Origin of the sequence: Acinetobacter seifertii, assembly GCF_016064815.1 — a bacterium.
In the GTDB taxonomy this organism is placed as follows: domain Bacteria; phylum Pseudomonadota; class Gammaproteobacteria; order Pseudomonadales; family Moraxellaceae; genus Acinetobacter; species Acinetobacter seifertii.
In genome coordinates this window covers 683,635-694,735 of record NZ_CP065820.1, presented here as the reverse complement: position 1 = coordinate 694,735, position 11,101 = coordinate 683,635, and the positions used below count along the sequence as shown (strand labels likewise).

Below are 11,101 nucleotides of genomic sequence, written 5' to 3'. Positions count from 1 at the left end.
TCGTATAATCTGCGTTTTTATAACGCTTAACTTTTTTAGGACTTTTTCCATGCGCGCAAGCCGCTTTTTATTTGCAACGTTGAGAGAAACCCCAAACGATGCTGAAGTGATTTCACATCAGCTCATGTTACGTGCGGGGATGATTCGTAAATTGGCATCTGGTTTATATACATGGTTGCCGATGGGAACACGTGTGCTTAAGAAAGTTGATGCGATTGTTCGTGAAGAAATGAATCGTTCAGGTGCTATGGAAGTGTTCATGCCCGTGACCCAACCCGCAAGCTTGTGGGAAGAATCAGGTCGTTATGAACAATACGGCCCTGAATTATTACGCTTCAAAGATCGTCACGACAACCCGTTTGTGCTTGGTCCTACACATGAAGAAGTAATTACCGATTTAGCACGTAACGAGCTAAAAAGTTATAAACAACTTCCTGTAAATTTCTATCAAATTCAAACCAAATTCCGTGATGAAATTCGTCCACGTTTTGGTGTAATGCGTTCACGCGAGTTCATTATGAAAGATGCTTATTCTTTCCATGCAACTCAAGAATCATTACAAGAAACTTATGACGTGATGTACGACACTTATAGCCGTATCTTTACTCGCTTAGGTTTAGACTTCCGTCCAGTTCAAGCTGACACAGGCTCGATTGGTGGTTCAGCTTCACATGAATTCCATGTATTGGCTTCAAGTGGTGAAGATGACATCGCATTTTCAACTGAATCTGATTATGCAGCAAACGTTGAAATGGCTGAGGCAGTTTTAGTTGGTGAGCGTGCAGCACCTGCACAAGAATTTAAATTGGTTGAAACACCAAACCAAAAAACAATTGATGATGTTTGCCAGTTCTTAAATGCTGATCCTAAACAATCAGTAAAAGCATTATTGGTTCAAGGTATTGCTGATGAAAAAGGCAATGCTCCTGTGGTTGCCCTATTCTTACGTGGCGATCACGAACTGAATGAAATTAAAGCTGAGAAACATCCTTTAGTTGCTGCCCCTCTTACATTTGCAACTGAAGAGCAACTTCAAGCATTTGGTTTAACAGCTGGCTTTACAGGTCCACAAGGTTTACTTGAAAAAGGCTTAACTGTTATTGTTGATCGCGCTGCATCTGTTCTTTCTGACTTCGTTGCTGGTGCAAATGAAGCTGACAAACACGCTGTGGGCGTAAACTGGGAACGTGATGCGCAAATCACTGAAGTCTTTGATTTACGTAATGTGGTTGAAGGCGACCCATCTCCAGATGGTAAAGGCACGATCCAAATTAAACGCGGTATTGAAGTAGGTCATATTTTCCAGCTTGGTACTAAGTATTCTGAAGCTTTAGGTTGTAAAGTTTTAGGTGAAGATGGTAAGCCATTTACAGTAACAATGGGTTGTTACGGTATTGGTGTGACACGTGTAGTTGCAGCTGCAATTGAACAAAACTACGATGACAAAGGTATTATTTGGCCACAAGCGATTGCTCCTTTTGAAATCGCAATTGTTCCAATGAATGCACACAAATCACCTCGTACTCTTGAAGCAGCTGAAGCACTTTATGCAGAACTTCAAGCTCAAGGTTTTGATGTATTACTTGATGACCGTAACGAACGTCCAGGCGTTAAATTCTCTGACCTTGAGTTAATGGGTATTCCACACCGTATCGTGATTGGTGAAAAAGGTCTTGATGCTGGTACGTTTGAATATAAAGGTCGCCGCGATGCTGAAGCGAGCAATTTAACTAAAGAAGAACTTGTAGCTAAGTTAGCGCGTTAATTACATGTATGTCATTGCCTCCAATGGTAGTGGCATACAAATGTTATTTATATAGGCAATACCTTACTTTTGTTTCGGCAAAAGTAACAAAACCATTTGTGTGACTGACGGTACGTCCATGTTACCGCAGCCATACGGGCGGTATCCATGCCGTCCCCATAATATTAAATTTTGTACTATCTTCCTCAAATAAAAAAACTGCTTCTAAAAAGAAGCAGTTTTTTTATTATCTTATAAAATTTACGTCTAATTTAAACTGTTAAATCTTTAATGGTTGTCGAAGATCCATTGGTTTTAACCGATTCAATCCCTTTGTCGCGTGATGCTTCGCTCGCGTAGAACTGACTCGTACCAATAATTTGATGATTGGCTGCTTTTAAATTGAAGTAAGGTTTTCCATTTTTTGCAGTTAAACGGTCATATCGCCCATCGTCACCACTATTTTTTTGAACTGACTCAATACCATTGACTGCCGACGCTTTTGCTTTATATAGCTCACTATTTAAAATAATTTCGCCATTACCAGCCTTAAGTACAAAGCGATATTGTCCATCACTCGCTTGAGAAATCTCGTACCATCCTGCCATATGAACCTCGTTTTTTTGTTGATGTGGGTATGACTTTCGTTATTATTCTGGACGAAAGTTATTTGTTATTGATGACAATATAAATGAGGTGTGCAACTTTGAATAGACTACTTTTTATACATTATCGTAATAAAATTATAAGGATGTTGAAAGTTAAAATGGTAGAGGCTACATGAGTACCTCTACCAAAATGTAATTAAAATTAACAAATTAAGCTTTTTTTACAAATTCAGATTTTAATTTCATCTGACCAATACCATCAATTTTGCAATCAATATTATGGCCATCACTTGCATCTGGAACTAAACGAATTGTTTTTACTTTTGTTCCTACTTTTACAACCGAAGATGAACCTTTAATTTTTAAATCTTTAATCACAGTGACACTATCACCATCTGCCAAGACATTACCATTTGCATCTTTAATCACTTCTTGTTCATCAGCAATTGAAGCTTCCCCTTCCTTCCACTCATGTGAGCATTCAGGACAAATTAATAAGTCGCCGTCTTGATAGGTATATTCTGATTGGCATTTTGGGCAATTTGGTAAAGACATAAAAAATCTCAAAAAGTATATTATGCGAGATATGATTCATTTTTTAAAGTTTTAAATAAAAGGCTTTTACCAAAAAAAAATTTATACATTTATTTCTTCTCTTTCTCTAATAAATATTCTCTTAAAATAATCGCATGGTTATGCTCCATATCTTTTGCCGAATATAAAAGAGTGACTCTATGCTTGGACACAATATCTTGTAACTCTTTAAGTGCTGGATTTGTTTCTAGTTCTTTTAAATAGCGCTGTTTGAACTCACTCCAATGCTCTAAGGATTCTGCATGAAACCACTTACGCAGTTCAGTTGAGGGGGCTATTTCTTTTAACCATAAATCTAAATGGGCATTTTCTTTACTAATCCCTCGACTCCATAGCCGATCAACTAATATTCGTTTCCCATCACTAGGGTCAGCATTTTCATAAATTCTTTTAATGTGTATTTCCATCTCTTTTTCTCACTAGAACGCCTCATTGTTTAGGCTTTATAAACAGATTTAATATTTTGTTCTCTTTCAATGTACTTAAAAAGAAAAGAGTGAGTAGCCTCTCTACTCACTCTTTTCTTATTTAATATTTAAAATTTTAAAAGGCGATTACTGATCTGGGATCTCGGCTTCTACTAACAGTGTTAATAAGGACAAAGACTCCTGCCATCCTAAATAACACGCCTCTACAGGAATAACTTCTGGTATGCCTTCTTGGGTAATGTGAATTTCTGTGCCTACCAATACAGTTTTTAATGTAATAGTGACCTGCATCGTACCAGGTAAATTTGCATCATCGAATTGATCGTTATATCGAATTAATTCATTTGGAATGAGTTCAACATAAGTTCCGCCAAATGAATGTGTTGATCCTGTCGAAAAGTTAGTAAAACTCATTTTGTATGAGCCACCTACATTTGAATCAAAACTATGAACTTTCGCAGTAAAACCGTGAGGGGCCATCCACTTAACTAAAGCATCTGGGTCTAGAAATGCGCGATAAACACGTTCAGCGGGTGCTTTAAATACGCGATGTAATTTTACTGTACCTGTTGCCATGATCTTCTCCTTATTTTTAATTCCATTTAAGTTATAGAAATAATGTTTACTAGCTTAAACTTTAGAAAGTGTTTTAACGTATATTTTTGGTTTTTTTTAACCTAATTAGCTTATTTTAAACAAAACTAAATTACGAAAACTAAGGCTGATTTTTTAGTAAAAATGGAGCAAAATAGTCAGTAATCATAATGAAACATATTGAATTTGAGATTAATCATGAGTCTGCTCGCTTTCTCCTCTTATGCATTAAACGGTGTAGATGCACAGAAGTTTTTACAAGGTCAAGTGACTGTCGATACTGAGCGTTTAGCTGAAAATGAAACACGCTATACAGCCATTTGTGATCTTAAAGGCCGTATTCACTTTGGCCTGTGGCTGAAAAAGCTGAATGCTGAAAGTTTTGAGATTGTTGTTGCTCAAGATCAAGCTGAAGAGTTCGCCAAGCATATTAAAAAATATGGCGCATTTTCAAAAATGACCTTAAGTGAACAAGGGGTTGTGTTTCCAAAAGTTGTAAATGGACACACTGAGTTCAGCTCTACAGAAACTGATATTTCCGAATGGCAAAAACAAGCCATCATGACGGGGCAAGCATGGATTGCTCAAGCGACTGAACATGAGTTCCAACCACAAGAATTACGTTTACACCAACGTGAAGGTGTCAATTACGATAAAGGCTGTTACTTAGGTCAAGAAATTGTGGCGCGCCTTTGGTTTAAAGCAAAACCCAAACACTGGTTGCATCTAGTTCAAGGTACAGGTGAAGCCCCTACTCCAGCTACTCAATTAAATAACGATATTGAAGTAGTAAATAGTACTCAAACCACTGACGGATATATTGCGTTGGTTGTTGCAAAACCAGCCGCTCTAGCTGAACTCGGTCTTCAAGTCCTCGATTTGCCAGAAGCATTAAGTGGTGATGTTGCTAGACCACAATAAGCAGATTTAGCAAATAAAAAGCCCGTGGATGTCCCTACGGGCTTTTCTATAGATACAAAATTCTAATAAATTCATTTAATTAGGGCATCAATTTTTTAATTTTTCTATGCCATCATAATCCAGATTGAAATCTAAGAGAAAAAATATGAAAACTAAACTTGCTACACTCATGTTGAGTCTGGCTTTTTTCGGTTCTGCTCATGCTGATGTAAAAACACTTGAACAAAATCTGAAAACAAATTACCCAGACTTACCTGTAAAAGGTGTTTATCAATCACCTGTGCAAGGTATTTATGAAGTGTATACAAGCGGTCGTATTGTTTATACCAATCAAGATGCTAAATACTTTTTTGTAGGCAATTTAGTTGATATCAAACAACAAAAAAATATGACAGAAGAACGAATTGCCGAATTGGGTAAAATTGATGTTAAAAGCCTACCTCTAAACCAAGCGATTAAATATGTAAAAGGTAAAGGAGAACGTACTCTTTATATTTTCAGCGACCCTGATTGTCCTTACTGTCAGCGCCTAGAACAAAATATGGTTGGGGTTGATAACGTAACGGTATATGTATTCTTATATCCGCTGACCAGTTTGCACCCCAATGCTGAAAAAGTTTCAAATCAGATCTGGTGTTCAAAGAACCCTTCGGAAGCTTGGACCAGTTATATGCTTAATCGCAAATTGCCGGCTAACAGCAAAAGTTGCTCAAGCCCAATTCAAAAGAATATCGCTTTAGGACAAAAATTAAATATCGATGGAACACCAACCCTATTCTTGCAAGATGGGCAAAGAATCTCTGGTGTACCAAGTGATGCAAAACAAATTGAAGCATTACTTAAGTCAGTAAAATAAGTCTATATGCCATTCTCAGAAGTAGAGTGGCATATTATTTTTCTCCACAGTTTGCTTTATAGACATCGTTTTATATACAAATCGGCTGTTTACTTTCATCTATCAATATTTATGATGAGAAGTTGAGTTGATTCAATACATCGATGGAATGATGTAGCTACAAAGTAAAAGGTTAAAAAGAAATGAAGAAATTACTCATCGCCAGCCTAATCGCCATTTCAAGTTCATCAATCTTTGCGGCAGACACTACAGCATCTGTGGCAAAAAATGATGTCTTTAAACAGGCAGAACAACTGTATGCAGCAAAAAATTATCCTGCTGCTTTCCAAGAAGTGCAGCGCCTTGCGCAGACAGGAAATGCTCAAGCGATCTATAACTTAGGCTATATGACGCAAATGGGACAAGGCACCCCTAAAGATAATGCCAAAGCTCTAAAATATTATGAAGACGCTTCAAACAAAGGTTATGCTCAGGCCAGTTATAGACTTGCACAGATTTATGAAACTGGTGAATTAGGCGTTGCAAAAGATAGTAATAAATTTAGCCAATATGTGCAAAAAGCATCAGCTCAAGGCTCTGATGATGCAACGGTAAAAATTGCAACCATTTTATTTGCTCAGAAAAAGCCACAGTCTCATCAAATTGCTTTACAAAAGCTAGCGCCTTTAATTCGAAAAGGAAACTACCCTGCTATTCAAGTCAAAGCACTTTATGATATTAGTCAAGGGGTTGAAAATAAAAATCCGCTAATGAAACGCCAAGGCATTGAAGCTTTACAAGCAATTGCACAAAAAGGTTATGCACCAGCGTCTATGGCTTTAGCGACTATGATGGCAAATGGCAATATTATTCCTCAGAACTTGCCTCAAGCAAAACAGATTTTTACTGAACTTGCTAACCAAAATGTTCCTAATGCTAGAGAATCTTTAGCTTCAGTCGAAAAGATTATTGCTGAGAAGAATAAACAAGCTGCAGCCGCCCCCACACAGCCTGCACCTAAAAAATAGCAAAGACAATAGCCCCGTATGGGGCTTTTCTTTTACCACCACAAAGCGATAAGCCCACTTACACCAATAAAACCAATAATGGTACTTATCATCAAAGGTGTTAATGCTCTTTCATTTAAACCATATGCTTGCCCAAAAATACCAAAAGCAATTGGCATTGGAAGTGCCGCAATTAATGTTCCAGCATATAACATCTCTTGACTGACGTTTGGTAATAAAAGGAATAACCCAAAAATCACAACTGGCATAAGAATGACATTAAACCCAGCCAACAATACACTTTGTAAATTCACGGCGGTAATACCTATACCAACTAAGCTGCCGCCAATAGCAAATAGTGCTAGAGGCGAAGCTGTCCTTCCTAAAAGTTCTAAAGCTTGCCCAAGTTTTGAAGGCAGATGAATACCTAGCAAGATACAGCTCATCCCCACCAAAATTGCAATAATTACAGGATTTTTAATTAAATTTATGAATGTTTTTTTCAGTAAAGGCAAAAGCCGCTGCTGTTGATGTAATCCCGCTTCTGCCAAAATAAGCATTAAAGCGACGATTAATAAGTTTTCAATAATTAAAGTTAAAGATATATAGATTGCAGCATGACTACCCATGAGCATGGTCAAAATAGCGGTACCCATAAATCCTGTATTTGACATGGAAGCACCCATCGATATGACTGCACTATGGGTTAGGCTATTTTTAAAAAGCTTTCGATAAATAATAAAAGCAAGAAAAAACAAGATTAAAGAGCCGCCACCATAAGCAATAAAATAAGCTGGGTGCCAAATCTCTTGTAAGTTTTTATTGGCTAAAGACTGAATTAAAAATGCAGGAAGAGCAATTTTAATAACAAATGCGCTCAGGGCCCTAATCTGCTCAGGTGTTACCAATTTAATGAGGACACTACAGTACCCCATCAACAATAAAATCAAAATTGGTAAAATTACCTGAAAAACCACAGAATGCTCCCTCACTCATCTGAAAATAAAAACGGGCAAATCTTAATTTGCCCGCTGATCAACTAAAAGAATCAAAAAGCTGTTTTAATCCATGTGGTTGACAACGCAAATACTGAGGTGCAATTTTAACTTTTGCTCCCAATGTAGCTGCTGCATGCCACGGCCAACGCGGGTCATATAACATAGCACGAGCAAGGCCAATTGCATCAGCTTGCTGAGTTTCTAAAATTTGTTCAGCATGTTCTGGCTCGGTAATCAGTCCTACTGCAATCACAGGAATAGACACATGCTTCTTAACCTGTTCGGCAAACGGAACTTGGTAGCCCGCTCCAATGGTAATATTTTGATGTTCATGTAAACCACCGCTAGACACATGAATATAAGCGGCTCCCAGTTGCTCTAAAGCTTTTGATAACCCAACTGTAGATTCAATATCCCATTGTTCATTGCCATCCATCCAGTCCGTTGCAGATAGACGTACTCCTACTGGATAGCCTTCAGGCACCGCGAGTTTAATTGCCTGAAGTACTTCAAGCGCCATACGCATACGGTTTTCTAAAGAACCACCATATTCATCTGTGCGTTGATTCGCTATTGGCGATAAAAATTGATGCAATAAGTAACCATGTGCTGCATGTACTTCGATTAGCTCAAAGCCAGCTTCTACTGCACGTTTTGCAGCAGCAGCAAAGTCTTGTTGAACTTGTTTAATTTCATCGATTGTTAATGCATGTGGCGCAGCATCGTGAACTGAAAAGGTACTTGTACTTGGAGCAACCGTTTGCCAGCCATGTGGCTGATTTTTTGCAATTTGGCCTTTACCCAACCAAGGCTTTTCAGTCGATGCTTTACGTCCAGCATGCGCTAACTGAATTCCAAATGGCATAGGAGAAAGTGTTTTAACTTTCCCCAATAAAGTTTTGATCTGGTCACGTTGTTGGTCATTCCACAGTCCAAGATCTGCATAACTAATTCGACCTTCCGCTTGTACAGCCGTAGCTTCCACAATACATAACCCAGCCCCAGACAAGGCATAATTTGCCCATTGCTGCTCATGCCAATAGGTAATTTCACCTTCATCAGTTGCCGAATACTGACACATTGGGGCAATTACAATTCTATTGATTAGTTGTAGTGAATCAAAATTAACCGTTTCAAATAATTTTGCCATTTTAAATTCCTAGAATTGTTTAATTACACGTAAACCTGCACTCCAGTTACGCCCATCCGCAGGCTCAAAGTAACGATCATTACCATCATTTACAATCACTGAACCCGCGTAGTTTTTATCAAATAGGTTATCTACACGAGCAAAGCTTTTGACTTTCCAATCGCCTAAATCCCATGCATAACCAATATTTGCTGAAGTTACACTGTAGCTCGGTGCTGCGTCACTGTTGGTATCATTCACGTATACTTTGTCCATATACTGTACGTCTACACCACCATATAGACCATGCGATGGCTGCCATGCCAAAGAGGCATAAGCTTGGTTTTTAGCAATACCAGGAATTTTATTTCCTGATGGGATCTGGGCAATATTTCCTAAAGCTGGAATATCAGCATCAAATGTCGCATCTAAATAGGCATAGCTTGCAGTCGCTGTTAAATCTCGCCACAACTTTTTATTCCATGCAAACTCTACCCCTTCACGTAAAGTTTTATCTGCGTTACGGAAGGTAGAACGTCCGTTTGAGCTTCCTGCTGAAACAATGTCATTTTTGGTTTTAGTTTGAAAAACTGCCAAAGTAAAATCACCTAATTGGTTTTGTGATTTTAAACCAGCTTCATAGGTATCACTGGTCGATGGTTTTAAGTCAAAATTAAAACCTGCTTTTGTCGTATCAATTTGATAAGCCATTTCAGTAAAGGTCGGTGTTTCAAATCCTTTGGCATAACTTACATAGGCCATGAGTTCAGGTAAAATTTGCCAGCTTAAAGCAGCAGAAGGTAAAACTTTATCGTAATCGGTCTTCCCACTATCGTCGCCATTACTTAAATAGTTATCTTTAGATTTGTAATGGACATTGCTATAGCGTACGCCCGTGTCTAAACGCCATGTAGGTGAGAACTGCCATGAAGCTTGTAAATATGGATCGATATTCCACAAAGTATTGTCTTCATCACGACGTAATTTACCTTTAACACCATAAGAAGGTTGACCATTTACTAAGTTAAAATTTTCATAACCTTTACGGTCTTCATCCATCGCATCGAGTGCAACACCAACACTTACAGTAGTATTTGGAAGTAACTCTTTACCCGTCCAACGGAAATCAGCACCATAATAATTACGTTCAAAATCGATCACGCCACCAGCATGGTTTATGCTCGCATCTTGGGTGGACTTAGGAATAGATTGATATTGTGTGACTTGTCGATTACCTAAATAAGCCATGGCATAGAGTTCATTTTTATCATTAATTGGCTTAGACCATGTCACCCCTGTTTGGGTTTGCTCAATGTCTTTACGAACATTAAATTGCTTTAAAAAAGGCACTTGTTGCTTTGGGTTCGCATTCCACTGGTCATGTGTTAAACCCTGTGGATCATCTGCATTGATTTTGACATAGTTAGTCACCCAGTTGATTTTGCTACCATCATCAAGGTTCCAACTGAGCTTGGCGTTATTTAAGATTTTATCTGCACCGCTATGTTCTCGATAACCATCAGTATCGAAGTAAGATGAACTAATAATATAACTTGGTTCATTCGCACCCTTTGCACCACCTTGTAGTACTAACCCTGCTCGGCTTTTATTGTGGCTACCTCCCGAATAGCTCAGCTCAATTGAGTCTTTCCCTTGTCCTTCTTTAGTAGAAGTTAAAATTGTCCCGCCCGATGAGTTTCCATATAGCGAGGAAAAAGGACCTGTTAGAACTTCAACATGATCGAGACTAGTTAAATCAATATTAGACGTTTGGCCTTGCCCATCTGGCATAGTAGCAGGAATACCATCCACATATAGACGAATACCTCGAACACCAAAAGTCGAACGTGCGCCAAAACCACGCATAGATAGCTGCAAATCTTGCGCATAATTTTCACGATTACGAATCTGTAAGCTCGGTATACCTTTCACAACTTCAGTTAAATTCACTTGTGAAGAGCTATCAGCTCGAGGTGCATCTATTCGAAAAACTGAAGCAGGTGTTTGTAAGTAAGTGGTATCGGTATGCGTTGCTTCCACATGTAAAGTAGGCAATTTGGCAACGTCTGAATTTAGGTCTTCTGCCCATACAAGTGGACTAGAAATACAGCCCATACTCATCAAAATACAGTAATGAAGTCGGTCTAAGCGTAATAAGGACATGCTTATTTCCTTTATTTATATTGTAGTTATCATAACAAAAAGCGGTGTCTTGTCTGGATATTGAATTCAATCCACATAGT

Annotated in this window: 11 protein-coding genes; 4 read left to right on the top strand and 7 right to left on the bottom strand. The window is 38.3% G+C overall.

The features are described from left to right. Positions 1-49 precede the first annotated feature (49 nt). Positions 50-1,765, top strand: a complete 1,716-nt coding sequence (locus I8T81_RS03405) for a proline--tRNA ligase (protein ID WP_198072118.1) — start codon at positions 50-52, stop codon at positions 1,763-1,765. 251 nt (positions 1,766-2,016) lie between these two features. Here I8T81_RS03405 and I8T81_RS03400 read toward each other — a convergent pair whose 3' ends face one another. The 4 genes from I8T81_RS03400 to I8T81_RS03385 form a co-directional block, all read right to left on the bottom strand. Continuing rightward, complete coding sequence (locus I8T81_RS03400) at positions 2,017-2,352, bottom strand: YegP family protein (protein WP_004705768.1); 336 nt, start codon at positions 2,350-2,352, stop codon at positions 2,017-2,019. A 210-nt stretch (positions 2,353-2,562) separates the two neighbouring features. Continuing rightward, positions 2,563-2,907 carry a zinc ribbon domain-containing protein YjdM gene (locus I8T81_RS03395; protein WP_019457546.1) on the bottom strand — a complete coding sequence of 115 codons (345 nt, stop codon included), beginning with the start codon at positions 2,905-2,907 and terminating at the stop codon, positions 2,563-2,565. 89 nt (positions 2,908-2,996) lie between these two features. Further along, positions 2,997-3,353 (bottom strand): DUF488 domain-containing protein, encoded by a 357-nt coding sequence (locus I8T81_RS03390; RefSeq protein ID WP_191028872.1) that lies wholly within the window; start codon positions 3,351-3,353, stop codon positions 2,997-2,999. A gap of 147 nt (positions 3,354-3,500) precedes the next feature. Next, positions 3,501-3,953 carry an SRPBCC family protein gene (locus I8T81_RS03385; RefSeq protein ID WP_191013292.1) on the bottom strand — a complete coding sequence of 151 codons (453 nt, stop codon included), beginning with the start codon at positions 3,951-3,953 and terminating at the stop codon, positions 3,501-3,503. A gap of 213 nt (positions 3,954-4,166) precedes the next feature. On the opposite strand from I8T81_RS03385, the gene ygfZ reads away from it, so the two are divergent. From ygfZ to I8T81_RS03370, 3 genes are all read left to right on the top strand, one after another. Beyond that, the gene (gene ygfZ, locus I8T81_RS03380; RefSeq protein WP_198072117.1) at positions 4,167-4,889 is read left to right on the top strand and encodes a CAF17-like 4Fe-4S cluster assembly/insertion protein YgfZ; all 723 of its coding nucleotides are present in this window, start codon (positions 4,167-4,169) and stop codon (positions 4,887-4,889) included. Between the two features lie 145 nt (positions 4,890-5,034). Beyond that, on the top strand, positions 5,035-5,745 hold the full coding sequence (locus I8T81_RS03375; protein WP_031955754.1) for a DsbC family protein: 711 nt from the start codon (positions 5,035-5,037) through the stop codon (positions 5,743-5,745). A gap of 182 nt (positions 5,746-5,927) precedes the next feature. Continuing rightward, complete coding sequence (locus I8T81_RS03370; protein ID WP_002051569.1) at positions 5,928-6,752, top strand: tetratricopeptide repeat protein; 825 nt, start codon at positions 5,928-5,930, stop codon at positions 6,750-6,752. A gap of 32 nt (positions 6,753-6,784) precedes the next feature. Here I8T81_RS03370 and I8T81_RS03365 read toward each other — a convergent pair whose 3' ends face one another. Genes I8T81_RS03365 through I8T81_RS03355 form a run of 3 tightly spaced genes read right to left on the bottom strand, consistent with a single transcriptional unit; the run spans position 6,785 to position 11,021 of the window. Next, the gene (locus I8T81_RS03365; protein ID WP_198072116.1) at positions 6,785-7,708 is read right to left on the bottom strand and encodes an AEC family transporter; all 924 of its coding nucleotides are present in this window, start codon (positions 7,706-7,708) and stop codon (positions 6,785-6,787) included. Between the two features lie 58 nt (positions 7,709-7,766). Beyond that, the gene (locus I8T81_RS03360) at positions 7,767-8,879 is read right to left on the bottom strand and encodes an NADH:flavin oxidoreductase/NADH oxidase (RefSeq protein ID WP_198072115.1); all 1,113 of its coding nucleotides are present in this window, start codon (positions 8,877-8,879) and stop codon (positions 7,767-7,769) included. Between the two features lie 9 nt (positions 8,880-8,888). Further along, the gene (locus I8T81_RS03355; protein WP_198072114.1) at positions 8,889-11,021 is read right to left on the bottom strand and encodes a TonB-dependent receptor family protein; all 2,133 of its coding nucleotides are present in this window, start codon (positions 11,019-11,021) and stop codon (positions 8,889-8,891) included. Positions 11,022-11,101 lie beyond the last annotated feature (80 nt).

What these genes read in the sequence shown, in the direction of transcription:
- I8T81_RS03405 (WP_198072118.1), top strand. Translation starts at nt 50, where the DNA reads ATGCGCGCAAGCCGCTTTTTATTTGCAACGTTGAGAGAAACCCCAAAC.
- I8T81_RS03400 (WP_004705768.1), bottom strand. Translation starts at nt 2,352, where the DNA reads ATGGCAGGATGGTACGAGATTTCTCAAGCGAGTGATGGACAATATCGC.
- I8T81_RS03395 (WP_019457546.1), bottom strand. Translation starts at nt 2,907, where the DNA reads ATGTCTTTACCAAATTGCCCAAAATGCCAATCAGAATATACCTATCAA.
- I8T81_RS03390 (WP_191028872.1), bottom strand. Translation starts at nt 3,353, where the DNA reads ATGGAAATACACATTAAAAGAATTTATGAAAATGCTGACCCTAGTGAT.
- ygfZ (WP_198072117.1), top strand. Translation starts at nt 4,167, where the DNA reads ATGAGTCTGCTCGCTTTCTCCTCTTATGCATTAAACGGTGTAGATGCA.
- I8T81_RS03375 (WP_031955754.1), top strand. Translation starts at nt 5,035, where the DNA reads ATGAAAACTAAACTTGCTACACTCATGTTGAGTCTGGCTTTTTTCGGT.
- I8T81_RS03370 (WP_002051569.1), top strand. Translation starts at nt 5,928, where the DNA reads ATGAAGAAATTACTCATCGCCAGCCTAATCGCCATTTCAAGTTCATCA.
- I8T81_RS03360 (WP_198072115.1), bottom strand. Translation starts at nt 8,879, where the DNA reads ATGGCAAAATTATTTGAAACGGTTAATTTTGATTCACTACAACTAATC.
- I8T81_RS03355 (WP_198072114.1), bottom strand. Translation starts at nt 11,021, where the DNA reads ATGTCCTTATTACGCTTAGACCGACTTCATTACTGTATTTTGATGAGT.